A 26,724-nucleotide genomic window follows, 5' to 3' on the forward strand; every position below is an offset into this window, starting at 1 on the left:
AATTTGATGAACACGACAATGACCGAAGCGAAGCTGCCGGCCACGCCCTGCATGGTGGTGATCCCCTGCCTCAACGAGGCGGAGAACATCGAGGCGTTGATTAAGCGGCTGACACCGTCCGCGGAACGCCTCGACATGGCGATCATCGTAGTCGACGGCGACAGCACCGACGGAACGCCGCAGATCGTGACCACGATTGCGGCCGCCAATCCGCGCGTGCTGCTCCTGCACAATCCCAAGAAGATCCAGAGCGCGGCGATCAATCTCGCGGTCGAGCAGTTCGGCGACGTCTTTCGCAGCTTCATCCGCATCGATGCGCATGGCGACTACCCTGTCGACTACTGCGACCGGCTGATCGAGGAAGCCGAGCAGACGCATGCGGATTCGGTCGTGGTTGCCATGGCAACGCGCGGCTTCGGTGCCTTCCAGAAAGCGACTGCGATGGCCCAAAACTCCCGCCTCGGCAATGGCGGCTCGCCGCATCGCCAAGGTGCTGCGGGGCATTGGACCGACCACGGGCATCATGCCTTCATGCGGGTGAACGCGTTTCGCGCCGTCGGCGGTTACGACGAGACCTTTAGCCACAACGAGGATGCCGAGCTGGACTATCGGCTGCGGGCCGCCGGCTACTGCCTGTGGATGACCGACAAGACCTTCATGGTCTACTATCCGCGAGCTACCGTGCGCGGGCTGTTCAAGCAATATCTGGGCTACGGCCGAGGCCGCGCCAAGAACATCCTGAAGCACCAGGTCATGCCGAAGGCCCGGCAGATGATCCCGCTGATGGTGTTTCCGGTCGTTGCCGGAGCATCGCTTGCGGTGCTGAACTGGACGGCCGTCATACCAGCGGTCCTGTGGGCTGCGATCTGCCTCGGCTATGGCGTGTGGATGGCGCTTGGCCAGCGCAACCCCTACGGGCCGCTTGCCGGATTCTCGGCCATGATCATGCATCTGGCCTGGTCGGCCGGGTTCTGGCTGCAACTCCTCAACTTCCGCAAGCGCGAGGAGAAAACGGCATGAACGCGCCCCGTTCCCAGCGGTCGAAACCCCGGCGTGTCGATATCGGCGTCTGCACCTTCCGCCGGGCCGAACTCGAATACACGCTGCGCTCCCTCGCTGCGTTAAGCGTGCCCGCAAACACCGTGCTGCGCGTCATCGTGGCCGACAACGATGTCGAGCCCAGCGCCCGCAGCCTCGTCTATGCGCTGGCCGGCGAACTGCCGTTCGAGATCGCCTATGTCCACTGCCCGGCGGCCAACATTTCGCTGGCGCGCAATACCTGCCTCGAAAGCGGCGGGGGCGACTTCCTCGCCTTCATCGACGACGACTCCACGGCTTCTCCCGAATGGCTGGCCGAGTTGCTGAAGATTGCCGACGCCACCGGCGCCGACGCCGTGCTCGGCCCGGTCCAGGCAGTCTATGAGGCCGGAGCGCCGGACTGGATGAGCCAGGGCGACTTCCACTCAACCAAGCCAGTGTTCGTCAACGGCGAAATCCACACCGGCTACAGCGGGAACGTATTGTTGCGCCGCACGTCGCCGCGGCTTGCCGGACGCCGCTTCAACCTCGCACGCGGACGCAGCGGCGGAGAGGATACGGAGTATTTCGCGCGGCTTCATCAGGCCGGTGGCAGGATCGCTTTTGCGCCATCGGCGCTGGTCGTGGAGCCGGTGCCCGCGGAGCGGACCGAGCTGTCCTGGCTGATCAAAAGGCGCTTCCGGGCCGGGCAAACCCATGGCCGGCTGCTCACTGAACTCAAGCCAAATCGGGCCGCTTGGCCGCAGGTCGGCGTTGCTGCCGCCAAGGCTGCCTATTGCTTCGCAGCAGCAGCGGCCAACGCAATCTTTGCCGACAGACGCAACCGTTTCGCCCTTCGCGGCGTTATGCATGTCGGCGCCGTTAGCGGACTTCTTGGCGCGCAGGAGATCAAACAATATGGCGAGCGGCAAACTGCGGGAAAGCGCGGCAATGCGGCTTGATGTGACTTTCGTCATAGCGGCCTACAACGCCGAGGCTTCCGTGGCCCGCGCCATACGTAGTGCGCTCGACCAGAAGGACGTTTCCGTCGAGGTCATCGTGGTCGACGACTGCTCGCGCGACCGGACGGTCGAGATCGCCCGTTCCTTTCCGGAAGAATCCGTCCACGTGGTCTCGCTTGGGCAGAATCGTGGACCGGGCGGTGCTCGCAATGTGGGTTTCTCGGTCGCGCGCGGGCGGTGGGTTGCGGTGCTCGATTCCGACGACACCGTTGCGCCGGAGCGGCTTGCCCGCATGGTCGCCCGCGCCGAAGGCGCGAACGCGCAGGGCGTCGTCGACAACCTCGAAGTCGTCCGCGATGCCGATGGCGGCCGCGAGTTGATGTTCGAAAGCGCACAGCTTGCAGAAAAGAGCGAGCTGACGCTCGCCGATTTCATCGCCGCCAACATCATGTTCGAGGAGACCTTCTCCTACGGTTACATGAAGCCAATATTCCAGCGCGAGTTCGTCGAGCAGCACGCGCTGCGCTATGACGAGCATCTGCGGATCGGCGAAGACTACATCTTCCTTGCCTCGGCCCTGGCCAAGGGCGCGCGCTGCGCGATCGAACCGGAGGCCGGCTACGCGTACCACATCCGCGAAGGTTCCATCTCGCGGGTGATGGAATTGCACCACATCGAGGCGATGCTCGCCGCTGATGCACTGTTTGTCGGCGGCCATGAGATGGATTCCGCCGCTCGCAACGCGCAGGCGCGACGCACTCGCAGCCTCAAGGAGGCTGCCGCGTTCTTGTCACTTGTGCAGCACCTGAAGGATCGCGCCCCGCTCAAGGCAGCGGGCGCAGCACTGCGCGACCCGATCGCGCTCAGACACCTCAAAATGCCGATCGCTGCGCGTTTGCGGCGGCTTGCAGCAACATTCCAAACACGCCGGGCACTCGGCCAAGCGGGCTGACGGCACGGAAAACCAACCCGGAGATTGGGCGGGGAAGGCCCGATATCCGATAAACATGAAGAGGGAAGACCATAATATGCAGAAAGTCAGAAAAGCCGTAATTCCGGTCGCAGGCCTGGGAACCCGTTTCCTGCCAGCGACCAAGGCAATGCCGAAGGAGATGCTGACGGTGGTTGATCGCCCCGTCGTGCAATACGCCGTGGACGAAGCTCTGGAAGCCGGCATCGAGCACATCGTTTTCGTCACCGGACGCAACAAGCATGTGATCGAGGACTATTTCGACATCCAGCCCGAACTTCTGGACACACTGACGCGTGCGAACAAGGTGGACCAGATTTCATCGCTGAATCGCCTGCAGCTGTCGGCCGGCTGCATCAGCTTCACCCGCCAGCAGGCGCCGCTCGGCCTGGGCCACGCGGTATGGTGTGCACGCGACATCGTCGGCAACGAGCCCTTTGCCCTCCTGCTGCCCGACATGGTTTCGTTCGGCGACAAGGGCTGCCTTGCGAGCGTGATGGAGCTTTACGAGCACACCGGCGGCAACGTGCTGGCCGTCGAGCAGTGCGACCCCACCGAGACCAACAAGTATGGCATCGTCGGCAAGGGCAAGTCGGTCCATGGCGGCTTCAACATCACCGAAATGGTTGAAAAGCCGGCGCCGTCGGCTGCGCCGTCCAACTACTACATCAACGGCCGCTACATCCTGCAGCCCGAGGTCTTTGACATCCTCGGCACCCAGGAGCGCGGCGCCGGGAACGAAATCCAGCTCACCGACGCCATGAAGCGTCTGGCGGAGGTCCAGTCCTTCCATGCACAGCCCTTCAATGGCCGCATGTTCGACTGCGGCTCGAAAGAGGGTTTCATCCAGGCCAACGTCGCCTTCGCCCTCGCCCGCGACGACATGCGGGACATGGTGTTCGAGCCGATCGCCGAGATGATCGCCTCGCAGAAGCGCCGCAGCGCGGCTGCCTGATCCCATCGATCCCCGTTCGCGGCCGGCATCCATCCGGCGCCGGCCGCCGGGCACAAAGTATCCGAGACCAGTGGGCCGGGGACGCGGCCCTGCAACGTTTTTCATAAGGCTTGGCATATCGCGCTGACGGACACCGGCGCGCGAAACATTTCCGAGGATCAACGCGGCGGGGGCGGCGAGATCCATGCATCAAAAGAGTTTTCCATTGAGCAGCAGACTGTCTGTGGCGGCCGACGACACGGACCGTTTCATCGACCTGGAACGGCTGGCCGCGATCGCGCTGAGGCAGGCGCGGGTCGTGGCGATCGGCGCAGGCATTGGCCTGGCGCTCGGCGCAGCCTACCTGGTCTTCACGCCCGGCGAGTACACAGCCGCCACGCGCATCCTGCTCGACGACAGCCTGACGAAGTTCGCCGAGGACAAGAGCCCTGCTCCGGCCGCGATGCAGGCCGACGCCATGATTTCCAGCGAGGTCGAGATCCTGAAATCGGCGCGGCTCGCCCGCACCGTCGCGATTGCGCAGAAGCTGCAGGACAACGACGCCTTCCTGAACCCGCCAAGTTCCCCGCTGGGCTGGCTCAGGAACCAGATGAAAACCGTGACCGGACTGTTCTCGTCTGGTCCTGAGCTGTCGCCCGAAGCGGCCGAAAATGCACGGATCGGCAAGGCTTCGGCACTACTGCAAGGCGGCCTCAACGCCGAGCGGGTCGGCCGCAGCTATGTCATCGAAGTGTCCTTCCGCGCCAACGATCGCCAGCTCGCCGGCTCGATCGCACGCGCCTATGCCGACGCCTACCTCTCCGACCAGCTCGACGCCAATTTCGACGCCACGCAGCGCGCGACCGTGTGGCTGCAGGGACGACTGGCCGAACTCCGCGGCAGCTCGCAGGCCGCCGCCATGGAAGTGGAGCGCTTCCGCGCCGAGCAGGGCCTGACCTCGGCGCGCGGGCAGCTGATCTCCGAGCAGCAGCTTTCGGACCTCAACAGCCAGCTGATCGTCGCGCAGGCCGACACGGCCAATGCGCTGGCGCGCTACAACCAGTTCAAGGCGATCGTCGACGGCGGCCCGGAAAACGCAGTCAAGAATGCTACCATTCCGACTGACAAAGGTGCCAACAGCGCCGTCATCAACGACCTCAAGGCCCGCTATCTCGGCGTCAGCAAGCGCGAGCAGGAGATCACCGCGCGCTTCGGTGAGGGGCATGCACAAGCGGTCGCGCTGCGGCGCGAGCAGGCCGACCTGGCCCAGCAGATATTCCAGGAATTGCAGCAGCTGACCGAGAGCTACCGCAACGAATATGAGGTTGCGAAATCGCGCGAAACATCGCTGCGCAACAATGTCGGCCAGATGGCTGGACAAAGCTCCGAGGCAGGCCAATCGCTGGTGCAGCTGCGCGAGTTGGAGCAAAAATCCGCAGCGCTGTCGAGCCTCTACCAGACCTTCCTGGCCCGCCACGAGGAAGCCTCGCAGCAGCGGTCCTTTCCGATCGCCAAGGCACGTGTGATCTCCGAGGCCGGAGACCCCGTTTCCCCGTCGAGCCCGCGCAAGGCGTTGGTGCTCGGGCTTTCTCTGGTGCTCGGTCTGTTCGGCGGTGCCGCGGCCGGCGCATTGCGCGAATTTCGCGAGCGTTTCTTCCGCACGGGAGACGACGTACGCACCGCCCTCGACGCCAACTTCCTGGGCTATCTGCCCATCGTTGGCGCAAAACTGTCCAACAGCAATGCTGGGTCGGTGGCCGAGGCAGCGGAGCCGGTCACGCCGCGCATCCTGCGCGTGGCGATCAATGCCCCCTCCTCTTCCTTCGCCGAGACGCTGCGGAACGTAAAACTTGCCGGCGACGTGGTTCTGCAAGGCCGGCCGTGCAAGGTGATAGGCTTCGTTTCGGTGCTGCCGCATGAAGGCAAGACAACGGTGGCGGCCAACTTTGCCGGACTTCTCGCCGCAAACGGCGCCCGCACGCTGCTGATCGATGGCGACTTGCGCAATCCGGGCCTGAGCCGCGGCCTTTCGCTGACACCCGACAAGGGACTTGTCGAGGCGATCGTGGGCGAACAGCGCTGGCAAAGCACTGTGATGGTCGACCGCACGACGCGGCTCGCCATCATTCCGGCTGTGGTGCGCAGAAGGCTGTCGCACACCAGCGAACTCCTCTCCGGTCCTGGCATGCGGGCTCTGATCGAAGAGGTGAGCGCGTCCTACGACTACGTCGTCGTCGACCTGCCGCCGCTTGGGCCGGTGGTCGATGCCAAGGCCTTCGCGCCGATGGTCGACGGATTCGTGATGGTGACCGAATGGGGCGCCACGCCGCGCGCGCTGGTCCGCGCCACATTGCAAGCCGAGCCGCAGATCGCCTCCAAGGTGCTCGGCGTCGTGCTCAACAAGACCGATACCGGCCAGCTGCCGCGCTACGGCGCCTTTGGCGGCGCGGAGCATTATCTCGAGCGCTATTCGTCCTATTACGTCGAGCCGATGGGGGCGAAGGCCTAGAGCGGTTCAGGGCTAGATGGAATCGCTAGGGCCGGTTGCTGAGGTAGCGGCCCTTGTTGCGAAAGATGCGCAGACCCGTGAGGCGGCCGCTGTAGAAGCAGCCGGTGTCGACGTTGATGCGTCCGTTCTGCAACCGCGCCTCGGTCACCGGCGTGTGGCCGTGCACCACATATTTCTTCAGCGGATGCGAACTGTCGTAGAAGGCCGAGCGGATATAGATCAAATCGTCATCCGATTGCTGCTCGAGCCCCAGTTCCGGGCGGATGCCAGCATGGACGAAGACGTAGTGCTCGGCCTCGACCATGATGGGCAGCGACCGCAGGAAGGCGACATGAGCTGCCGGAATGGCGCTGCGGATGATCTCGTCCACATGCCGGGGCGACTGGTAGATGTGGCCGAGCCTGTCGTGGTCGATCCCGTAGGACTGCAGCGTTGCGTCCGCTCCCATGGGCATCCAGTCGAGAAGCGGCAGGCGCCCGTCCAGATAGTCCAGCAGGGCCACCTCGTGATTTCCGGTAAGGCAGATGCGCTCGAATTCCGGCGGGGGCGGCGTCATCAGATGCTCGATAACCTCGCGGGGTGCTGGGCCACGGTCGATATAGTCGCCCAGCATGACGATCAACTTTCGGCCCGGCAAAGATATGGCATCGGCAAAGATCTCCTGCTCCAGCGCCAGCAGCTCGTCCAGGCAGCCATGTATGTCGCCGATCGCATAGACGGCCGTGTCGGACATATCGACGTGCAGCCTTGCCCTCCGCTCGCGGCCGGAACCCCTGTCCAGACCGAACAAACCGGCGAACGTCTTCATCGAAGCCCTTTCGTTCCGTGCCCAAGCAACACACCGGCAGTCCGCCTCCAAAAGCGCGATGCCTGCCCATGTAAAGCAGCGTCGCATTTTGTGACCGGCAATCCCCGGGGAATTAGTTCAGCTTCACATTAGGACCACCCACACAACTCAAACTGGCGTGGGATTCGTCGCCCCCGCTCGGCTTGAGCATCGATTGCGGCGACACAATGGAACGCCTCGTTTCGAGGCGGGGGATGCCACGCGCCCTCAAGCGTGGCCTCCCTGCACCATAACGGCCTGTTTTAGGACCCGTGAGATTTTCAAGGAGGACGAGATATTGCCCGAGCCCCGACTTTCACCCTCGACCAAACGCCCGACAGTCGCACAGAGCATGTCGAACAGGATCAGGATCGCACGCACGCTGTGCATCGTCTTGATGACATTCGTTCACGTGCAGCCGGGCATTCCCGAAAACGTCTATGATCGCGACGCGGGCGTCTTCGACATCGTCTATTTCATTCTGACCAGGCTGGTGGGCCTGAGCTCGGTTTCCCTGCTCAGCATCGTCTCGGGTTATTTCATCGTCTCCAGCCTCAAGAAGGCCGGGACGATCGGCCTGTATCGCTCCAAGCTGAAGACGCTGATGGTGCCGCTGGCGAGCTGGAACCTTTTGATGCTGGCCCTGCTCGGTGCCTACGGACTGCTTTGGGGGAAGTGGCAGGACTGGCCAGATATCAGCGCCCTCGGCCTAGCCGATGCGATCTTCGCATTTGCCGATTGGCCGGTGGTGGTGCCGCTCTGGTTTTTGCGCGATCTTTTCGTCTGCTGCCTGCTGTCGCCCGTTCTTTGCGTCACGTTGCAACGGTTCCCGCTCATGACGATCGTGGCATTGCTCATCTTCACCCTGTTCGGCGAGGATCTCTATCTTCTGCAGCGGCCGCAGCTTCTGCTGTTCTTCGGGCTCGGCATTTGGCTGCGTATGGCAGCCGTGGACGAAGCGGCTATCGACCGGATAGCCCGACCGCTGGCTTTAGGCCTTGCGGTGATGACAGCAGTTTTTCTGGCAATCCGCGTCGAGCGCATCCTGCTTGCTGAGATGGACGAGACGCTGCGGCTGACGCTCGACACGCTGTTGCGCGTCACCACGGCGGCCGGGTTCTGGCTGGCGACGGAAGCCATAAGGCGCTCTCCCCTTGCCGCACCGTTCATGCGTTTCGAGCCCTACGCCTTCTTCCTGTTCTGTAGCCACGCCATCCTGTTCAATTTCGGCGGCATCGTCTTCCGCCGGTTCTTCGGCAATTTCGGCTCGGAGCTTTTCCCGATCACCTTCTTCGCCTTGCCTTGCCTGGCGGTGGTGACGGCAATTGTCGGGCTGCAGATAATCAACAGGTCGAGCTTGCTGCTCTTCCTGTTCAATGCAGGTCACGCGGCACCAGCCTTCAATCGAGCGCCCCGAGAGCGCACCGCCTGACAATCTAACCGGATGCGCCGGCACACAGAGCCAAGTGCATCCGGCAGTATTTATGAAAGAACATGCTAAAATATCTCAACATTTCTCTTCGAATTAGCGAAGTAAATTCCGACAAAACTGTTCATCTCCTCGAATAGACCAGTTCTCGATTTGAGTTGGCAATTCGCTTCCCGCTCTGGATATTGGCAACGATTGCAGGCAAATAGGGCGCCGCGCCAGACGCGCGAACACTGACTGGTCCGCAGCAAATGGCGGGCATCGAATGAGAGGAACATTATGCGTATTGCAATGCGTGTCGCCCTTGCGGCGTCGGCCATCGCCCTGACGATCGGAGCGGCCCAGGCCCAGGAGAAGACGCTGAAGATCGGCACCGAAGGCGCCTACCCGCCCTTCAACAACCTGACCGCCGACGGCAAGCTCGAAGGCTTCGACATCGACATCGCCAACGCGCTCTGCGACGAGATGAAAGTGAAGTGCGAATTCGTCACCCAGGAATGGGACGGCATCATTCCGGCCCTGCAGGCGGGCAAGTTCGACGCCCTCATCGCGCAGATGTCGATCACGCCTGAACGCCAGAAGCAGGTCGACTTCACCAACAAATATATCGACACCCCGCCGGCCATCGTGGCGCCGAAGGACAGCGACCTCAAGGGCGTGACCAAGGAAGATCTCGCCGGCAAGACGATCGGCGTGCAGAACTCTACCACGCACTTCGCCTATGCTGAGGCAACCTTCACCGACAGCACGGTCAAGGCCTATCCGAGCGCGCAGGAATACCAGCTCGACATGGCCAACGGCCGCCTCGACGCGATCAACGACGATATCGTTTCCCTGCAGCAGTGGCTGGATACGCCCGAAGGCTCCGCCTGCTGCAAGCTGATCGGCACCTTCAAGTCGGTCCCGGAAATCCACGGCCTGGGCGCCGGCATTGCAGTACGCAAGGGCGAAGACGACCTGCGCGAAAAGTTCAACGCTGCCATCCTGGCCATCCGCGCCAACGGAAAGTACAAGGAAATCAACGACAAGTACTTCAAGTTCGACGTCTACGGCGAATGAGCCGCGACGCAATCGCTTGAAAAGATCGAACGGCGGGAGAAATCCCGCCGTTTTTGCATCTGTCGCGGCTGCGACGCCGCAGCGCATAAAAATGCCTCGGTTGGTCCTCGCAAGCGCCGCAACGTCGGGCTAGATAGACCCAATTCCGGGCTGCGCCCAAAGGACCTTCCGCATGACATTCCGACAGGCTCTCACCCTTCCAAGGAGCAATCTGGTCCTTGCGGGCATCCTCATTATGCTGCTGGGCAACTTCATGTTCGCCCTCAACGACGCCATGGGCAAATGGCTGGTGGCGAGCTATTCGGTCGGACAGGTGCTGTTCGTCCGCTCGCTTGGCGCTTTCATCGTGCTTGCTCCGATGATCGCCAGGCAGGGAGCCGGGCAGCTGATACGGCTGGAGCGCCCCGGGCTGCAGGCGCTGCGCGTGTTTCTGGCAACCACGGACACCGCCTTCTTCTACGCGGCGGTCATGTATCTTCCGCTGGCCGACGTGATGACCTTCTATATGGCAGGGCCGATCTATATCGCGGCGCTGTCGCACATCTTCCTGGGCGAGAAAGTCGGCTGGCGGCGCTGGCTCGCCATCGTCGTCGGCTTCTGCGGCGTGGTCATTGCGCTCAAGCCGTCCTGGTCCTCACTGTCGTTGGCCTCGCTGTTCGCGCTCCTGGGCAGCGTATCCTTTGCCGTGTCGATGATTCTCGGCCGACGCCTCAGAGGCACCAGCGACACGACGCTGGTTACCTGGCAGACCGTCGGTGCGCTGGCGATGGGTCTTGTCCTTGCCATGGCGGACTGGCGCTCGGCCAGCACGCTGGACTGGTCGGCCATGCTGCTGCTCGGCGTGGTTTCGGGCTCGGCGCATCTGCTGATCACACGCGCCCTGAAGCTGGCCCCCGCATCGACGCTCGCTCCATTTCAATACACGCTGCTGCTGTGGGGCGTGGTGTTCGGCATCGTCTTCTTCGGCGACATTCCGGACAATCAGCTGTTTGTCGGCTCGGGAATCATCATTCTCGCCGGCCTGTTCATCTTCCACCGCCAGAAGGTGGTCGATGGAGGCAAGCCCGACAACGTGCCGCGCAACGTAAACTGACGCGACTCAGCACGTCTTAGCAAAATCAGAATCAGCCTGAGCCCACGGCATCGGGCGACCGACTCGCGACCTTCGGCTCGCAGCCTTGCCAAGGCTGTAGATTCGCGTGCAGCCCGCGAGGGAACGCATTCTTGTGCCCGAAGGCACATCAGATCCGAAATACCGGGAAATAAACGGGGAGAAGATGGTGCTGCCAGAGAGGATTGAACTCTCGACCTCTCCCTTACCAAGGGAGTGCTCTACCACTGAGCTACGGCAGCGCCCCGAGTGCGACGGCCTTCTGCCACAGGATTCTCGATAGTGCAAGTTATGTCTGACGGTTCTTTGCGATGTTTTTTTGTCGGACACGGCTGAGCCACAATGATATGTAGGTTCTTCGCTCTTCACGATCGAACAAGGGGACACGTTCGGACCGGCCGCCATGACTGCGAAAGATACCAAGACGCCTTCCACAGCCCAGAATCAGCGGAAGGCACGTCTGGCGGAGGAATTGCGGGCGAATCTCCTGAAACGAAAGGCGCAGGCGCGCTCGCGTCGCACCGGCAATACCGACGACAGGCCCGAAGGCCTCTCGGCCGCGGGGAAGGACGAGCGAAAATGACAAGACATTGTTAGCCGACCGGCGCAACCTTCGGTCGAACTGGCCGTTCTTGAACGGCTTTTGAGCATGGTCTAGACGGACCGCAACGATAAATCAGACCAAATCGGGCATTCGCCCGGAGAAATGATTCGCATGGATCGCATCAGAATCGTCGGCGGCAACCATCTCGAGGGCCGCATCCCCATTTCGGGCGCCAAGAACGCAGCACTGCCCCTCATGATCGCGTCCCTGCTGACGGACGATTCGCTCACGCTCGAGAACGTGCCGCATCTGGCGGACGTCGAGCAGCTCATCCGCATTCTCGGCAATCACGGCGTCGACTACACGGTCAACGGCCGGCGCGAGCGCCAGCATGAAGGCTATTCGCGCACCATCAATTTTTCCGCCCGTCAGATCGTCGATACCACCGCGCCCTATGAACTCGTCTCCAAGATGCGGGCGAGCTTCTGGGTGATCGGGCCGCTTCTGGCGCGCATGGGTGAGGCCAAGGTCTCGCTGCCGGGCGGCTGCGCCATCGGTACGCGTCCGGTCGACCTCTTCATCGAAGGCCTGCAAAAACTCGGCGCCGAAATAGACGTCGAGAACGGCTATATCATCGCCAACGCGAAGAATCGTCTCAGGGGCAACCGAATCGTGTTCCCCAAGGTGTCGGTCGGCGCCACCCATGTGCTGATGATGGCCGCCACCCTCGCCCGCGGCGAAACCGTGCTGGAAAATGCTGCGCGTGAACCGGAAGTCGTCAATCTGGCCGAATGCCTGATCGCCATGGGCGCCAAGATCTACGGCGCCGGCACCTCGACCATCACCATCCAGGGCGTGGACGCCCTTTCAGGCGCGCGCCATCAGGTCATTCCTGACCGCATCGAGACCGGCACTTATGCCATGGCCGTGGCCATGGCCGGCGGCGACGTGGTGCTGGAAGGCGGCCGAATCGACCTGCTGCAGAATGCGCTCGACGTGCTTGCCCAGACCGGAACCGAGATCACTTCCGTCGAAGACGGCATACGCGTGCGCCGCAACGGCACCGGCATCGACCCGGTCGACGTGGTGACCGAGCCCTTCCCCGGCTTCCCGACCGACCTGCAGGCGCAGTTCATGGGCCTGATGACCATGGCGCGCGGCAAATCGAAGATCACCGAGACGATCTTCGAGAATCGCTTCATGCATGTGCAGGAGCTGGCTCGCCTCGGCGCGCACATCACGCTCGCCGGCCAGACGGCGATCGTCGACGGCGTCACCAAGCTCAAGGGCGCGCCGGTAATGGCGACCGATCTGCGCGCATCTGTGTCGCTGGTTATCGCCGGCCTGGCTGCCGAAGGCGAGACGACCGTGAACCGCGTCTATCACCTCGACCGCGGCTTCGAGCGTCTCGAGGAAAAGCTGTCCGGCTGCGGTGCGGTCATAGAGCGCATCTCGTCATAAAGGTGCATCCACATCCGCGGAAAAGCGTTTCGGTTGCGTGTGCGATCAAGACCGCATAACACAACAGCTAAGCCCCAAGCGCGGACGCTGATGCGGATATGGACCAGCTAAAACTCGTCGCCCTCGACGACCGGGATCTTGAGATTGTTTCGGCGCATGTCCAGGACGCCGTGCTGAAGGTGGGCGGCCTCGAATATCTGGCCCCCACCAAGCGCTTCGTGTTGACCATGAACCGCTTCGCCTGGGAAACCAAGACGGGCTTCTTCCGCCCTCGCTACCAGCGCCGCAAGAGCGTGCTCGACTTCAACCGCGTGCTGGCCGTTAAATCCGCCGGAATTCGGCGAGATAAGCCCGAAGATGTGCTGTCGCTGCTGGCGATACGCTTCCTTGCGAAGGACGCGCCTGCGGGTACCATCGAGCTGGACTTCGCCGGCGGCGGCACGATCGCGCTCGAAGTAGAGTGCATCGAGGCCCGGCTGGCCGATCTTGCCGGCGCCTGGGAGGCCAGCTCCCGCCCTGTTCACAAAGCCTGACGAGTATTCTGATTTCCATGGCCATCACGCTCCGCACATCCGACACCGACTTCGAGACGCGTTTCGCGGCGTTTCTGACCACCAAGCGCGAAACCTCGCCGGATGTGGAGGCCGTGGTGCGCGACATCATCGCCGCCGTTCGCGAACAGGGCGACAGGGCGCTGGTCGACTACACGCGCAAGTTTGACCGAGCTGACCTCGATGCGCTTGGCATCGCGGTTTCGCGGGCAGACATTGAGCAGGCCTATCGCGACGCCGATCCGGCTACCGTCGAGGCGCTGACCTTCGCCCGGGACCGCATTCGCGACTATCATCAGCGCCAGCGGCCTAGCGACGACCACTATGTCGACTCGATCGGCGTGGAGCTTGGCGCGCGCTGGACGGCTGTGGAAGCCGTCGGCCTCTATGTGCCGGGCGGCACCGCCAGCTATCCGAGCTCGGTTCTGATGAACGCCATGCCGGCGCGCGTTGCCGGCGTGGAGCGCATCGTCATGGTCGTGCCGGCATCGGGCGGTGTCATCAATCCGCTGGTTCTGGTGGCGGCCGATCTTGCCGGAATCACCGAGATCTATCGCGTTGGCGGCGCCCAGGCCGTGGCCGCCCTCGCCTACGGCACCGAAACGATCCGCCCAGTGGCAAAAATCGTCGGCCCCGGCAACGCCTATGTCGCCGCGGCAAAGCGGCAGGTATTCGGCGTCGTCGGCATCGACATGATCGCCGGCCCGTCGGAGGTTCTGGTCGTAGCCGACGGCGACAACGACCCTGACTGGATCGCCGCCGACCTGCTGGCGCAGGCCGAGCACGACACCTCGGCCCAGTCGATCCTGATCACTGATGACGCCACCTTCGCCGTAGCGGTCGAAAAGGCGGTGGAACGCCAGCTCGAAAGCCTGCCGCGCGGCGAAATCGCCGCGGCAAGCTGGTGCGACTTCGGCGCAGTGATTCTGGTCGCAAACCTGGACGAGGCCATCCCGCTCGCCAACCGCATCGCGGCCGAGCACCTTGAGCTTGCGATTGCCGATCCGGAAGCCATGCTGCCGCAGATTCGCAATGCCGGATCGGTCTTCCTTGGCCGCCACACGCCCGAAGTGATCGGCGACTATGTTGGCGGCCCCAACCACGTGCTGCCGACCGCTCGCTCGGCGCGCTTCTCGTCGGGACTCAACGTCCTCGATTTCATGAAGCGCAGCTCCATACTGAAGCTTGGCCCGGAGCAGCTGCGCGCGCTGGCGCCCGCTGCAATCACGCTCGCCAAGGCCGAGGGACTGGACGCGCATGGCCGTTCGGTCGCCATCCGCTTGAACCTGTAGAGTGAGGGATGCACGATCTCACCCGCAATTGCTCAAGGCTTATCGACGTCGAACTCGACGAATCGATCGGGCGTTCGACGCCTGATATCGAGCATGAGCGGGCGGTCGCGATCTTCGACCTGATCGAGGAAAACAGCTTCCAGCCGACGAGCGACGAGGGCAACGGCCCCTACCGGCTAAAACTGTCGCTGATCGATTCGAAACTGGTCTTCGCGGTTTCGCGCGAGGACGGGTCACCGGTAGTCACGCACATCCTCTCGCTCACCCCGTTCCGGCGGATCGTGAAGGACTACTTCCTGATCTGCGAAAGCTACTATGCGGCCATCCGCAGCGCCACGCCGAGCCAGATCGAGGCCATCGACATGGGCCGGCGAGGCCTGCACAACGAGGGCTCGCAGACGCTGAAGGAGCGGCTGTCAGGTAAGATCGACATCGACTTCAACACCGCGCGACGCGTCTTCACGCTGGTCTGCGTGCTGCATTGGCGGGGTTGATCCTGACCGGCGCCCTGCCCCGCTCGGTCCTTTTCGTCTGCGGCATGAACGCGGTGCGTTCGCCCATGGCCGAATTGCTTGCCCGCAATATCCTGCCGAAAACGACCTTTGTCGCCTCCGCCGGCGTGCGCGTTGGCGAGCGCGACCCCTTCGTGGACGCAGTGTTGGCCGAGGAAAGCCTGTCGCTCAACGACCGCCAGCCGAGAACGTTGGAGGACATGGAGGACGACTATTTCGACCTGATCGTGACGCTCGCGCCGGAGGCACATCATGCCGCGCTCGAGCTCACGCGCTCCATGGCTGTTGAGGTCGAATACTGGCCGACAGCCGACCCCACAACCGTTGCTGGAACGCGCGAGCAGATACTCGCCGCCTATCGCGACGTCCGCGAAAGGCTGAAGGCTCGCATAGCCACTCGTTTCGCCGCTTGAACATGCCGAAAAGGCGTATGATTAAGCGTGTTCACAAAGTTCACATAATCATATAGGTTCCGCCGAAATTCGGCCTGGATGCCGAACGCCAATCCAAACCAAAGGTAGAGAATGCCGAAGGAAGAAGTCCTCGAGTTTCCGGGCACCGTGACGGAATTGCTTCCGAACGCGATGTTTCGCGTGAAGCTTGAAAACGAACACGAGATCATCGCTCACACCGCGGGCCGCATGCGCAAGAACCGCATCCGCGTGCTGACGGGGGACAAGGTCCTCGTCGAAATGACGCCTTACGACCTGAGCAAGGGTCGCATCACCTACCGCTTCAAATAAGCCAGGGCGCCGCCCGCCGGCCGACAGGATTACGATGAGCACTTTCAAGAAGCTTGTGCTTGCCTCGGCTTCGCCGCGTCGGATCGAGCTTCTCCAGCAGGCCGGCGTCGAACCTGACCGGCTCTTGCCGGCCGATGTCGACGAGACGCCGCTGCGCGCCGAACACCCGCGCTCGCTTGCCAAGAGATTGTCAAAGGCCAAGGCCGAAAAGGCCCTCGCCTCGCTCAAGACCGAGCCTGACTATTCCGGCAGCTTCGTGCTCGCGGCCGACACCGTGGTGGCGGTCGGCCGGCGCATTTTGCCCAAGGCCGAACTGGTCGACGAGGCGTCGAATTGCCTGAAGCTGCTTTCGGGCCGCTCGCACCGGGTCTATTCGGGCGTCTGCCTGATTACGCCCAACGGCAAGCTGCGCCAACGCCTGGTCGAGACCCGCGTTCGCTTCAAGCGGCTCGGCCGCGAGGAACTGGAAAGCTATCTCGCCTCTGGTGAATGGCGCGGCAAGGCCGGCGGCTACGCCGTGCAGGGGCTCGCGGGCACCTTCGTCGTCAAGATGGTCGGCTCCTACAGCAATGTCGTCGGACTGCCACTATATGAAACTGTGGGCCTTCTGACTGCGGAAGGCTTCCCTGTGCATTTCGGCTGGCTTTCTGGACCGCGCGTATGAGCGGAAACGACATCGACAACAAGGTTACGCCGCTAAGGCCCAAGCGCGCTTGCCCCGAATGCGGCAAGCCTTCCACGCGCGAGGCCTATCCGTTCTGCTCGATCCGCTGCAAGCAAATCGACCTCAACCGCTGGCTCTCCGGCAGCTATGCGATTCCCGGCCGCGAGGGCGAAGAAGAAGATTCGGACGAGAAGCCCGAATAGCCGCGGCGCAGGGCTGCCGCCCTCGACTCATTTAGCTTACCTGCGTTTTCAGCCACAGATCGCCGATTCCAGGCATGGATCGCGCTGTCTCTGAAAGAGGCTGCGCTTACTGGCAGACAAAACGGCCCCTTCCGAATCTGGTGCATTGATGCTTGCGGGTATTAGCGTGCGAAGGCGTGTGATCCATCGCGGACAAAGCGCCCTGCCCGCAGCGCCATGGTCTTGCAATTGCCTGTTTTCGCATCGTTTTTGGCTGAAAGCGGCGGCTTTTCCCCAGCAACATCATTAGCCGCTGCGACGTTTTCCGATTTCTTTTCACAATCGACACTGAGGCGCTGGACAGGCGAAAATCTCATGCTATAACCCACCCCGTTCTCAGGGGTTGCCAACACTCCTGCAGGTCGGGGACACGGACTTTCCGGATTTCCCTGTGATGCCCAGATAGCTCAGTTGGTAGAGCAGCGGATTGAAAATCCGCGTGTCGGTGGTTCGAATCCGCCTCTGGGCACCATTAATTCGCTAGAATTTCTGAATGATAGAAGCGCTTGAGCGCGCATAGATCGATTTATGCCGGCACTAAACCGATGCCAAATTGGCCTTGCCTTCAATAACCTCAGCGCACGGCATGGCCTTTGTTGCCTACGATCTGGCTACATTCTGTTCGACGGACACCTCTGCGTGAATTTTGGCCAGCCTAAATCACTTCACGTCATTGTGAAAGCAATTCGGGAATAAACCCCGCCGCTCATCGGTCTCCTAGTCATGCGCCACGCATGGCGCGACAGGAGACCAACATGACCTCTCATGACGATACGGACGGCAACGGCATCACCCGGCGTCACGCGCTGGAGTGCATGATCTGGGCCGGCACGGGGGTGCTTTGGACCATTTCGGCCGGCGTGCCGGTCTCGCTCAATATGCTCGGTGAGGCAAAGGCTGCGGAGGCGGCTTCGAAGGGCTTCACCTTCCTCCAGATTTCCGACAGCCACATCGGCTTTGACAAGGCCGCAAATCCGCATGCCATCGATACGCTGAAGGAAGCCATGGCGAAGATCCACGCGCTGCCGGTGAAGCCGTCCTTCATGATCCACACCGGCGATATCACTCATCTTTCCAGGGCCGACCAGTTCGACGCCGCCGATCAGATCATCGGAGGGGCAGGCTTCGACGTGCACTATGTGCCCGGCGAACATGATTTCATCGACGAGGGCAACGGACGCGCCTATCTCGACCGCTACGGCAAGAACACCAAGGGAGAAGGATGGTTCTCGTTCGACCAGAACGGCGTCCATTTCGTCGGCCTGGTCAATGTCGTGAACCTGAAGGCCGGCGGGCTCGGCAATCTCGGGGCGGAACAGCTCGCGTGGCTGGCCGACGACCTCAAATCGGTGGGCAACTCGACACCGGTCGTGGTCTTCGCCCACATCCCGCTCTGGGCGATTTATCCCGAATGGGGCTGGGGCACCGACGATGCGGCGCAGGCGCTCGCGATGCTCAAGCGGTTCGGGTCGGTGACGGTGCTCAATGGGCACATCCACCAGATTATGCAGAAGGTCGAAGGCAACATCACCTTCCACACGGCCCGATCCACCGCCTTCCCGCAGCCGGCGCCCGGCACCGCCCCCTCGCCCGGGCCCATGACGGTGCCACCGGGGCAACTGCGCAGCCTGCTCGGCATCACCGATGTCGTGGTGAGGCGCGGCAAGGCGAATCTTGCGATCATCGACGGCACGCTTGCCGACAAATAGCGACGTTCGCTCGATCGGTTCCAGCAAGAGGAGACCAACATGCTGCCAAAGCGAGTCACAAGGCGACAGCTTGCCACCTTATGTGCCGCGCTCGGCCTCGCCCTGGCGTTGCCGGGGCCGCTTCGCGCCGAAGATGCAGCCCGCGTGAAGATCGACAATTTCACCTTCACGCCACAAGACCTGACCGTGAAAGTCGGCACGACCGTCACCTTCGAGAATGATGATGACATTCCCCACGTGGTGGTCGCGTCGGACAACTCGTTTCACTCCAAGGCGCTTGACACCGGCGACACCTATGCTTTCACTTTCACGAAACCCGGTGACTTTCCCTACTTCTGCGGGATCCATCCCCACATGCAGGGCAAGATCACCGTTACCCAGTGAAGGCAGTCGGCAAACCTCGTCCGGAGCGCCGCACGACGTGGCACTGAGCGGCAAGTCTTCTGCTGAACGCTTCGGCGAGGTGGTTCTGCCCCATCTCGCCGACGCCGTGGCCTTTGCGCGCTGGCTGACCGGCAGTCGCGAGGACGCGGAAGACGTCGTCCAGGAAGCCTGCCTCAAGGCCTATGCCGGGATCGATACCTATGCAGGGGGAAACGCCCGGGCGTGGCTCTTAGCCATTGTGCGCAACGTCTCCTACACATGGCTGGCCAAGAACAGGCCGCGCGCCCTCGTCGTCGTCGGCGATCTTGCCGATCTCGATGAATTTGCGGCCGGCAGGGAGACCGAGACTGCCGATCCCGAGGGGCCCGAAGCCGCTTTGATCGCCAAAGCCGATACAGCGGCGCTTGAAGCGGCTATTGCGGACCTGCCGCACCCGTTTCGCGAGGTCCTCGTGCTGCGCGACATCAATGGCCTCACCTATCGCGAGATCGCAGCCATGCTTGGGGTGCCGCTCGGCACTGTTATGTCTCGCCTGTCGCGGGCACGCGGGCTTTTGATGTCGGAACTGGGGAGCGAACGATGAGCGAGGAAAACGCCCTGCCGACGAATGGGACGGACCTGCGGCTGCTGCTTCATGCGCTCGCCGACGGTGAACTCGACGCCGCGACGACCCTGTCGGTCGAGCGGCGGTTGGCGGGCGACCCGGCGCTGGCAGCAGAATATGCGCGCATCCTCGCGCTGCGGACGGCCATTGGCGGCCTGCCTCGCCCCGATGTAAGCGATGCGTTCAGGGCGCGCATTGCAGCGCTCGCTGATGGCGAGAAGGCAACCGGGCGGCCTACGGAACACCGGCTCGGCTCCTTCGACTGGCGTGCCATGGCAGCCTCGATCCTCGTTACGGCAGCCGTCGCAAGCGGAGCGACCTACTGGGCGACTTCGCGTATCGCGCAGAGCAGCTTCGTCGGCGAAATTGCCAGCGCGCAGCAACGCAGCTTGCTCGCCGCGAGCCCGGTGGATGTTGCCTCCTCCGACCGTCACACGGTGAAACCCTGGCTCGACGCGAGGATCGGCATGTCGCCGCCGACAGTGGACCTTTCAAAGGATGGATATGTTCTGCTCGGTGGCAGGGTCGACGTCATCGAAAACAGGCCGGTGCCGGCTCTGGTCTACCAGCTTCGCAAGCATCTCATCACCCTGATTGCTGCGCCGCGCGAAAGCGGCAGCGAACCCGTCCCGGTTGCCAAGGACCTTTCGACCGGCGGCTTCTCGCTGATCCATTGGACGGAGGGCGCCTTTTCCTATTGGGCCATATCCGACATCAGCGCCTCCGAACTGCAGGAGTTCGTCACCCGATTTCGTGCAGCGGCAGCTGCGGGCTGAACCTGACGAGGTCGAATGCCGCCGCAAGGCCGTTTCACTATCTTCGGTGCCTTCGACCAAATGGCTAATGCTTCAACCCTCGAGAGAGGTTGAGGCATTTCTGCATCTCACCTATCGTTTTTCTGGAGATGCGGACCGATTTCTTCGACGGAAGACAGCGTCAACTTGGTAAAAGTTACAGCCCCGACGCTATATTGAACGGCAGGTAACGCCTGCCAACTTCTTCGAAGCGCTCCGACATCGGCGGAATCGAGTTGGCGGCATCCATCCGAGGAGCTGGCGGGGCGTCCTTCCGCTTATTTCAGGTTCACGTGACGGTTGCGCCCCCAACGGCAAGAAACGTCTAAGCAATCGAAACGATTTCGGCATAGTATATCGTTTGGTTGGCGGGGGTTTATATAGTGAGATAGGGAGCACCGTCACATGGCAACGAATGAAGCAAAGCGTTTTGAGGCCACACTGACCGCGTTGCGCGGCATTGTCATGATTGCGGCAGGCGTGCTGGCTTTCCTCTTTCCCGAACAAGCCATCAAGTTCGTGCTGCTGGCTGGCGGCGTTCTGCTCCTGGTGGATGGGGTGCTCGGCCTGGCTTCGAGCGACTTTTCAAGCCCCCGCGACGCGACGTTCTGGCTGGCGCTGGTGCGAAACGTGGTCTGCATCGCCGCGGGTCTGATCGTCCTGGGCAGCGGCATACTCACCCATGTTTTCACGCTCGGCTTCCTCGCTGGTCTCGTTGGCCTGCTTGCGATCATCGCCGGGCTTGTGGAGATCGTGTCGGGCCTCATGGATCGCGAGCGCTATTCCAGCGCCACGCCGGCAATGGTGAGCGGCGGCCTCTATGTGGTGTTCGGCCTGGCGCTTCTGTTCATGCCGCTGTCGAGCGCAGCCACATTGACGCGCGTCGTCACGATCTTGATCATCATCTACGCGCTGAGCCTGCTCTATCGTGCCTGGCGGATCCGGACTGTCGGGTAGGCCGGGAGCAACCGTCAGATGCTGCGCGGGCCGACGCGTAAACCGGGCGAGCGGACAAAGCCCATCATAGATCCGCACCTTGGCGACATCGAAGACGACGCTTCGAGCACCAAGAAGCGTTCGCTCATGGCGATCGCCGGCAGCATGCTGATCGAAATCAGTCTGTTCAAGCTGGCATTCGCGTGGGTGCTGCTGCTGCTCGTTCCCGGCCTTGTGCTCGGTCTGCTGCCGATTGCGGCGGGCATCTGGTTGCAGGCGCTGACCGACCGCGTTCTCTCGCCCATCGACGGCGTTGTGCCGCTCGCCATACTTCTCCTGGTTCTGGCCATCGGCTGGTATGGCGGGCGAGCCTTCCTGAGGCTTGCCGAATACAGCTTCTGGTCGCTCACCTCGCTCGTTGTCCAGCCGGGTTACGGCGCCTGCAGGGAGGCGCTGCGCCAGTTTGCGGAGCGGTTGCTCCCCGCCAACGCCAGCCAGACGACCCGCGCGACCTTGCGCGCTGCCGCGGCCGCCGTCGCGGGCGTGCTCGTCTCGGCCTTCGCGCTCATCATCTTCTTCCTCGTCTGGCCGGCCACCCACATCTTCGGCGGCCTCGAAGAGATCGACTCCGCCCGCAGGCTGGTGACCGTTGCGCTGGCAAACAGCCTGGCGGTCGTCAGCGCCTATCTGGCCGCCGGCTCGCTCATCTGGGCGATTGCCGACAGCACCATGCCGCAGCCGCGCGACCTTGAGCACTTCGACACCGCGCCGGACGACGCACGCCGCTGGCGCATCGTCCACCTCTCGGACATCCATATCGTCGGCGAACACTACGGTTTCCGCGTCGAAAGCGGGCGGGCCGGCGCGCGTGGCAACGAACGTTTGCGTCGCCTGTTCAAGCGGCTGGAAGAAATCGATAAGGTTGCCCCGCTCGACCACATCCTCATCACCGGCGACATCACCGATGCCGGCAGATTGTCGGAATGGGCGGTGTTCTTCTCCGTGATAGAGGCTCACCCCGGCCTTGCGAGCAGGGTGCTGATCATTCCCGGCAACCATGACCTCAACATCGTCGATCGCGCCAACCCCGCGCGGATGGACTTGCCGACCAGCCCCAACCCGCGCCTGCGGCAGCTGCGCATGCTCTCGGGCATGGAATTCGTTCAGGGCGAAAGGGTTCGCGTCGTCGATCGTGACAGCGGCGCAATCGAGACCACCCTCGCTGCGGCGACCGAACCATACCGGCTCGACGTCGAGCGCTTCGCCGACGTCGCCCGCCCCCGGTTGTCGCGCAGTCTGACGGAAGCCTGGAACGGCGCCTTCCCAATGATCATCCCGCCAGAAGGCGAAAACGGGCTCGGCCTTGTCCTCTTCAACTCGAACGCAGCCACGCATTTTTCCTTCACCAACGCGCTTGGTCTTGTCTCTGCCGAGCAGGTAGGAGCTTTCGAGCAGGTCGCAAAAGAATATCCGCATGCCGGCTGGCTGGTGCTTCTGCATCACCACGCCATCGAATACCCGCGGGCGGTCAAAAAGCTGTCGGTGCGGATCGGAACCGCGCTCATCAATGGCAACTGGTTCCTGCGCCGAATGAAAGCGTTCGCCGGGCGCGCCGTGCTCATGCACGGGCACCGGCACGTCGACTGGATCGGGCAGTGCGGCGGGCTACTGATCATCTCGGCACCGTCGCCGGTGATGGAGGCGACCGACGACATGGCGACCGGTTTCTACATCCACACCGTTGCGGTCACCGGCGGGGGCGAGTTGAAGCTGCTACCCCCAGAGCACATTGACCTGCCGGGAGAACGCTATCGCGGCTAGAACCGATCGCCAGCCCTCGGGGTTTAGCCGGCAACGATCAAAACGAGCGCTTGAAGCCCGCCGCGATGTTGATCTTGTCCCCGGACAGCGCGTTGTAGGGCGGGCTGTTCGTGTCGAGCTTCTTCCAGGCATAGCCGACATTCGCGAAGAGCGCGTTGTAGCTGTCGAAGTTGTAGGTAAGACCGGTCGCCACTTTGGGCGTAACCCACACGGCATCGAAACCATTGCGGTAGCGGAGATCGAACATGTTCCAGGTCAGCTTCGGCGTGACCTTCAGGTCGCCGGCGAGCGTGATCAGGTAGTAGGCAATATCGGCGTTGTTGTTCGATCCCTTGATGACGCCGGTGTCCCGCCATGTGTAACCGGCGCCGATGCCGGGCGTCAGCGTGAAGGAGTCGCTCAGCTTGAATTTGTAGCCGAGTCTGGCGTCGGCATAGTACTGGATCTGGTCGTTGATCTTGAATGAGTGCTGAAAGTATACGCCGCCGACGAAGTTCTCCGCGAAAGTGTGCGACAGGCTTACCTTGTAGTAGAAGTTGTTAAAATCGCCGGCGCGGTGCGAACCATTGTCGATGGCGTATAGTTCAGGGCTGAGCTCGAGGCCAAAAGTCCAGGTCGGCTTTGGTGCCTTCTCTTCAGGCTTCTTTTCTGAAGACATATCGGCGGCCGTGGCAGGCGCCGCCAGCAAGGTGGCAGCCAGGATCGGTATCGCCCATGATGAAGAAGTCATGCCGTAGTCCCCTCATGCAAAGAAGGTGCAACGAAACTCGACAGTCAAACCACTACAATGCGCTTCCAAGGCGGAGCCAGTTCGCAACGCTTCCGGAAGCGCAGCCAAATCTATATTGATTTCGCCTCCTAAATCCCGGTGGCGAAGCCAATTCGAGAGCATATTCACAGATAACGACAGTATGATGAAACGAGCAACGGCTGAAGAGCCTGAGATTGCAGCCGTAATCGCGTGCGAAATTGCCGATCGCACGACCTAACGCTCGATCTCTACTGCCTAACCGTGCGGCGTCACAGCTTGCAGCGTCGATATGTGAACGCCATTGTCGGATAGCTGGGATCAAATCTCTCGAAAGTGTCGGCGCCTGTTATCTTGAACGACATCGACATGGTCTGGATCAGCAACGCATCGGCGCAAGTCATCTTTGCGGACAGACGGTCCTTCTCCGGCTTGATACTTATGGCGGTGCAGCTCAGATCGGGCGAAACGATCTTGTTGCCGGTCACGATCACCCCGCTTGTGACCTCCGAGCCTGGATTCTTGAAGGTGACCTTCCCGCCCGTTTTTTTGAAAGTATTGGCGCAATCCGATCCTTCGATCGCCCATGCGCCCTGCAATTCCTTCATGGTGACGGCAAAAGCCTGGGTCGACACAACGAGTGTCGTACCAATCGCCAAGATCACGACAGTCTTCCGGCCTGGCATTGCACATCCCTTCTTCATTCAGCATGAAAGCTAGAGAGCAAAGTCTCGCCGACAACGGCTACTTTACAGTAAACATGGCTTGCGGTGACCTGTGAAAATGAGAATTCGAGACGTCGCGCTATATTGCCTTCGGTTCACCCGACTTTCTCGATGTCCGGAAGCACCCATTTCTTGTCGAAGAAGGATTTTTCCGGACCGTAGAGGCGGAACAGCACTTCAAACTTGCCCCCCGGCTTGGTGGGAATCCAGTTGTTCTCCTTGCCCTCCGGAGCCTTCGGGCCGAACCAGATATCCACCGACCCGTCGGCATTCTTGACGAGGTCAGTGCTCTGCGATGAGCGGCTCGGGCGCGGCACATCGCGGATGAGGGCGTGGTTGGCCCGATCGTACGCGGTCACCGACCAGTACTGTTTTACGGGAGCCTTCGGCGGCACCGTCAGCCGGTAAGTGGCGTCTCCATCGAACGCGTTGCCATCCTTGTCCTTGATCGTCATCAGGTAGAATTGCCCTTCTCCAAGGTTCTTGGCACTGAAGAAGGCCATCGAATAGGTCGCTCCACGACCATCGATGGGGTAGCTGTCTGCCTTCGAGAAGTTGCTCTGCATCCCCTCGACGACCTCGGGAGAAGCCGGGAGGGCCCAGCGGCTACCTTTGAACAAGGGCTGAAAGAGACCTTCATATTTCTCGTCGAGCCAGGCGTGAGCCTCTCCGGCGGCTTTGTTCAATATGTCTTGCGTTGAGCCGTCCGGATTGAAGGGCTTTCCCTTCTCGATGCCGATGGTCTTGAGCTGGTCGATCATCGCCTTGTCGCGCGGCAGCCATGGATTGGCATCGATGAAGCGACCCAGCGCCTGATAGAAGCGGAGGTCGTAGGGGATCGTGGAGTCGAAGACGATGTCGGCGGCATCGACGAACTTCGTCTCCGGCGGGTTGTCCGCTTTCGACAGCGGATACACCTTGATGCGCTTGCCATATTCGACCGCTTTGGCGACATCGGCTTCGCTGCCGCCCCGCAGGTTGGACCGCAGCAAGGCATAACTCTGATAGGTGCTCGACGGCAGCAATATGTAGCCAGGCGGAACATCGCCTCCGTAGGCCGGCGGCAGCACGAGATATTTTCCGCCCTTGCCCTTGTCCAGGCCGGCGGGACCGACATCTTCGAGGGCCGTTTGCCACCCATCCATAATGGACCCGGTGATCAAGCCGCCATCGGCTGGGGGGATTTCGATCACCACTGGACCGACGTCGCGGGTATCGATGAAAGGCATGAAATAGGTCGTATCGGGATTGGGTGTAAGCGTCTGGTTCTTCCAGTCCGGCAGGCGCGACCAGTAGAGAACCTGGTTGGGAGCGCCTTTGGCGTCGCGGATCATAGCCTCGAGCATCAGGTCGTAGTTGACGGCCGGCATGCCCCAGATGACGGCTTCGACCGCGCGCCGTTCGATGGCGCGCTTGTTCAGTTCGTCGGCCGAGAAATCCTGTGCGGCGACCGATGTGCCGGCAACGCCGAGCGCAAAAAGTCCCAGAGCCACCTGTCGAAGAACAAACATCCCAGCCACCTCTCGCACAAAGCCAAATATGGGCGTGCAAATAGAGCTATGGCTGCTGCGAACCAGTGGTGGCTCGACGGCGCGGACAAAGCGGCGGCGTTCGCCTGGCGGATGGTGTTGGTCGGGACAAAAGGCCGGAAACCGGCAACCCGGTTCCCGGCCGATTTAGGCTCGCGCCATTACCTGCAACGAGCGGTGTAGACGTGCCCACGATGGTCGCGGTACTGGCAATAGCCGTTGCGCAGATTGCGAACCAGAAGGCCGCCAAGCGCGCCTGCGCCTGCGCCGATCAGCGCTCCCTTTCCGCCACCGGCGATGCCGCCGATGATGGCACCGGCTGCCGTACCGACGCTTACGTCCCGCTCCGTCGTGGTGCAGCCAGTCAGGGCAACGACAGCCGCCACCGCGATAATCATCTTACGCATTGGGTAAATCCCTCTCCGTTCGCTGTTTCAGCCCCCAGTCGGCTGATAGCTGAACAAAGCGGGCGGGAAAAGGGCGGGAGCAGCTTCCATCGGCGTTCTGTCCGGCCTGAGCTTTTCTGACCACAGCACGCGTTGTCAGCGACAGGAACAGGTGACGCCCCTTTCGAAGTATCCATCAAATTGCATCTGGCTGGTCTTCCGACGATGTACTAGAAATTTGGCGACTAACGGCCAATTCGAG

At 62.0% G+C, this 26,724-nt stretch carries 28 protein-coding genes and 2 tRNA genes; 23 read left to right on the forward strand and 7 right to left on the reverse strand.

Features of this window, described 5'->3' with window-relative positions; genetic code table 11:
• The first annotated feature begins 18 nt into the window (after positions 1 to 18).
• From M2281_RS04660 to M2281_RS04680, 5 genes are all read left to right on the forward strand, one after another.
• Positions 19 to 1,020, forward strand: a complete 1,002-nt coding sequence (locus M2281_RS04660) for a glycosyltransferase family 2 protein (protein ID WP_280819922.1) — start codon at positions 19 to 21, stop codon at positions 1,018 to 1,020.
• A complete protein-coding gene (locus M2281_RS04665; protein WP_280819923.1) occupies positions 1,017 to 1,979 on the forward strand; it encodes a glycosyltransferase in 963 nt (320 codons plus the stop codon). Before M2281_RS04660 ends, M2281_RS04665 begins: the two co-directional genes overlap by 4 nt.
• Positions 1,969 to 2,931 carry a glycosyltransferase family 2 protein gene (locus tag M2281_RS04670; protein ID WP_280821116.1) on the forward strand — a complete coding sequence of 321 codons (963 nt, stop codon included), beginning with the start codon at positions 1,969 to 1,971 and terminating at the stop codon, positions 2,929 to 2,931. The genes M2281_RS04665 and M2281_RS04670 overlap by 11 nt, the downstream gene beginning before the upstream one ends.
• 76 nt (positions 2,932 to 3,007) lie before the next feature.
• Complete coding sequence (locus tag M2281_RS04675) at positions 3,008 to 3,904, forward strand: UTP--glucose-1-phosphate uridylyltransferase (protein ID WP_280819924.1); 897 nt, start codon at positions 3,008 to 3,010, stop codon at positions 3,902 to 3,904.
• Positions 3,905 to 4,088: 184 nt separating this feature from the next.
• Positions 4,089 to 6,392, forward strand: a complete 2,304-nt coding sequence (locus M2281_RS04680; RefSeq protein WP_280819925.1) for a polysaccharide biosynthesis tyrosine autokinase — start codon at positions 4,089 to 4,091, stop codon at positions 6,390 to 6,392.
• Positions 6,393 to 6,417: 25 nt separating this feature from the next.
• On the opposite strand, the gene M2281_RS04685 is transcribed toward M2281_RS04680, so the two are convergent.
• Positions 6,418 to 7,200 carry a metallophosphoesterase gene (locus M2281_RS04685; RefSeq protein WP_280819926.1) on the reverse strand — a complete coding sequence of 261 codons (783 nt, stop codon included), beginning with the start codon at positions 7,198 to 7,200 and terminating at the stop codon, positions 6,418 to 6,420.
• Positions 7,201 to 7,570: 370 nt separating this feature from the next.
• On the opposite strand from M2281_RS04685, the gene M2281_RS04690 reads away from it, so the two are divergent.
• The 3 genes from M2281_RS04690 (at position 7,571) to M2281_RS04700 (ending at position 10,799) form a co-directional block, all read left to right on the forward strand.
• A complete protein-coding gene (locus M2281_RS04690) occupies positions 7,571 to 8,650 on the forward strand; it encodes an acyltransferase family protein (protein ID WP_280819927.1) in 1,080 nt (359 codons plus the stop codon).
• 276 nt (positions 8,651 to 8,926) lie between these two features.
• On the forward strand, positions 8,927 to 9,706 hold the full coding sequence (locus M2281_RS04695; RefSeq protein ID WP_280819928.1) for an ABC transporter substrate-binding protein: 780 nt from the start codon (positions 8,927 to 8,929) through the stop codon (positions 9,704 to 9,706).
• Between the two features lie 172 nt (positions 9,707 to 9,878).
• Positions 9,879 to 10,799 (forward strand): DMT family transporter, encoded by a 921-nt coding sequence (locus tag M2281_RS04700; RefSeq protein ID WP_280819929.1) that lies wholly within the window; start codon positions 9,879 to 9,881, stop codon positions 10,797 to 10,799.
• Between the two features lie 185 nt (positions 10,800 to 10,984).
• On the opposite strand, the gene M2281_RS04705 is transcribed toward M2281_RS04700, so the two are convergent.
• Positions 10,985 to 11,059 (reverse strand) — tRNA-Thr (locus M2281_RS04705).
• A gap of 473 nt (positions 11,060 to 11,532) precedes the next feature.
• Here M2281_RS04705 and murA point away from each other — a divergent pair.
• The 8 genes from murA to yacG all read left to right on the forward strand — a co-directional run bounded on the left by murA (position 11,533) and on the right by yacG (position 16,787).
• Positions 11,533 to 12,822, forward strand: coding sequence for a UDP-N-acetylglucosamine 1-carboxyvinyltransferase (gene murA, locus M2281_RS04715; protein WP_280819931.1), 1,290 nt, complete (start codon positions 11,533 to 11,535; stop codon positions 12,820 to 12,822).
• Positions 12,823 to 12,920: 98 nt separating this feature from the next.
• Positions 12,921 to 13,355 carry a DUF2948 family protein gene (locus tag M2281_RS04720; RefSeq protein ID WP_280819932.1) on the forward strand — a complete coding sequence of 145 codons (435 nt, stop codon included), beginning with the start codon at positions 12,921 to 12,923 and terminating at the stop codon, positions 13,353 to 13,355.
• Positions 13,356 to 13,372: 17 nt separating this feature from the next.
• Entirely contained in the window at positions 13,373 to 14,665 is a 1,293-nt protein-coding gene (hisD, locus tag M2281_RS04725) for a histidinol dehydrogenase (protein ID WP_280819933.1), read from the forward strand.
• Positions 14,666 to 14,673: 8 nt separating this feature from the next.
• Entirely contained in the window at positions 14,674 to 15,159 is a 486-nt protein-coding gene (locus M2281_RS04730) for a UPF0262 family protein (RefSeq protein ID WP_280819935.1), read from the forward strand.
• Entirely contained in the window at positions 15,147 to 15,590 is a 444-nt protein-coding gene (locus M2281_RS04735; RefSeq protein ID WP_280819936.1) for a low molecular weight phosphatase family protein, read from the forward strand. Before M2281_RS04730 ends, M2281_RS04735 begins: the two co-directional genes overlap by 13 nt.
• Before the next feature lie 111 nt (positions 15,591 to 15,701).
• Positions 15,702 to 15,920 (forward strand): translation initiation factor IF-1, encoded by a 219-nt coding sequence (gene infA / locus M2281_RS04740; RefSeq protein ID WP_008838549.1) that lies wholly within the window; start codon positions 15,702 to 15,704, stop codon positions 15,918 to 15,920.
• A 34-nt stretch (positions 15,921 to 15,954) separates the two neighbouring features.
• Positions 15,955 to 16,584, forward strand: coding sequence for a Maf-like protein (locus M2281_RS04745; protein WP_280819937.1), 630 nt, complete (start codon positions 15,955 to 15,957; stop codon positions 16,582 to 16,584).
• Entirely contained in the window at positions 16,581 to 16,787 is a 207-nt protein-coding gene (yacG, locus tag M2281_RS04750) for a DNA gyrase inhibitor YacG (RefSeq protein ID WP_280819938.1), read from the forward strand. The genes M2281_RS04745 and yacG overlap by 4 nt, the downstream gene beginning before the upstream one ends.
• Before the next feature lie 161 nt (positions 16,788 to 16,948).
• On the opposite strand, the gene M2281_RS04755 is transcribed toward yacG, so the two are convergent.
• Positions 16,949 to 17,143, reverse strand: coding sequence for a hypothetical protein (locus tag M2281_RS04755; RefSeq protein ID WP_280819939.1), 195 nt, complete (start codon positions 17,141 to 17,143; stop codon positions 16,949 to 16,951).
• Positions 17,144 to 17,222: 79 nt separating this feature from the next.
• Here M2281_RS04755 and M2281_RS04760 point away from each other — a divergent pair.
• The 7 genes from M2281_RS04760 (at position 17,223) to M2281_RS04790 (ending at position 23,074) form a co-directional block, all read left to right on the forward strand.
• Positions 17,223 to 17,298, forward strand: a tRNA-Phe gene (locus M2281_RS04760).
• A 283-nt stretch (positions 17,299 to 17,581) separates the two neighbouring features.
• Complete coding sequence (locus tag M2281_RS04765) at positions 17,582 to 18,535, forward strand: metallophosphoesterase family protein (RefSeq protein ID WP_280819940.1); 954 nt, start codon at positions 17,582 to 17,584, stop codon at positions 18,533 to 18,535.
• A gap of 39 nt (positions 18,536 to 18,574) precedes the next feature.
• The gene (locus M2281_RS04770; protein ID WP_280819941.1) at positions 18,575 to 18,919 is read left to right on the forward strand and encodes a cupredoxin domain-containing protein; all 345 of its coding nucleotides are present in this window, start codon (positions 18,575 to 18,577) and stop codon (positions 18,917 to 18,919) included.
• A gap of 43 nt (positions 18,920 to 18,962) precedes the next feature.
• Positions 18,963 to 19,502: a sigma-70 family RNA polymerase sigma factor gene (locus M2281_RS04775; protein WP_280821117.1), complete on the forward strand. Its 540-nt coding sequence runs from the start codon at positions 18,963 to 18,965 to the stop codon at positions 19,500 to 19,502.
• The gene (locus M2281_RS04780; RefSeq protein WP_280819942.1) at positions 19,499 to 20,299 is read left to right on the forward strand and encodes an anti-sigma factor family protein; all 801 of its coding nucleotides are present in this window, start codon (positions 19,499 to 19,501) and stop codon (positions 20,297 to 20,299) included. The genes M2281_RS04775 and M2281_RS04780 overlap by 4 nt, the downstream gene beginning before the upstream one ends.
• Positions 20,300 to 20,722: 423 nt before the next feature.
• Complete coding sequence (locus M2281_RS04785) at positions 20,723 to 21,274, forward strand: HdeD family acid-resistance protein (RefSeq protein WP_280819943.1); 552 nt, start codon at positions 20,723 to 20,725, stop codon at positions 21,272 to 21,274.
• Between the two features lie 18 nt (positions 21,275 to 21,292).
• Complete coding sequence (locus tag M2281_RS04790) at positions 21,293 to 23,074, forward strand: metallophosphoesterase family protein (protein ID WP_280819944.1); 1,782 nt, start codon at positions 21,293 to 21,295, stop codon at positions 23,072 to 23,074.
• 37 nt (positions 23,075 to 23,111) lie between these two features.
• Here the strand turns inward: M2281_RS04790 and M2281_RS04795 are convergent, their stop codons facing one another.
• The 4 genes from M2281_RS04795 to M2281_RS04810 form a co-directional block, all read right to left on the reverse strand.
• Positions 23,112 to 23,804, reverse strand: coding sequence for a hypothetical protein (locus M2281_RS04795; RefSeq protein WP_280819945.1), 693 nt, complete (start codon positions 23,802 to 23,804; stop codon positions 23,112 to 23,114).
• Positions 23,805 to 24,094: 290 nt separating this feature from the next.
• Positions 24,095 to 24,487 carry a hypothetical protein gene (locus M2281_RS04800; RefSeq protein ID WP_280819946.1) on the reverse strand — a complete coding sequence of 131 codons (393 nt, stop codon included), beginning with the start codon at positions 24,485 to 24,487 and terminating at the stop codon, positions 24,095 to 24,097.
• Positions 24,488 to 24,642: 155 nt separating this feature from the next.
• Positions 24,643 to 26,058: a DUF1254 domain-containing protein gene (locus M2281_RS04805; protein ID WP_280819947.1), complete on the reverse strand. Its 1,416-nt coding sequence runs from the start codon at positions 26,056 to 26,058 to the stop codon at positions 24,643 to 24,645.
• A 179-nt stretch (positions 26,059 to 26,237) separates the two neighbouring features.
• Complete coding sequence (locus M2281_RS04810) at positions 26,238 to 26,483, reverse strand: hypothetical protein (protein WP_280819948.1); 246 nt, start codon at positions 26,481 to 26,483, stop codon at positions 26,238 to 26,240.
• Positions 26,484 to 26,724: the final 241 nt, after the last annotated feature.

This window comes from Pseudaminobacter soli (ex Li et al. 2025) (assembly GCF_029892515.1).
GTDB classification, from domain to species: Bacteria; Pseudomonadota; Alphaproteobacteria; order Rhizobiales; family Rhizobiaceae; genus Pseudaminobacter; species Pseudaminobacter soli_A.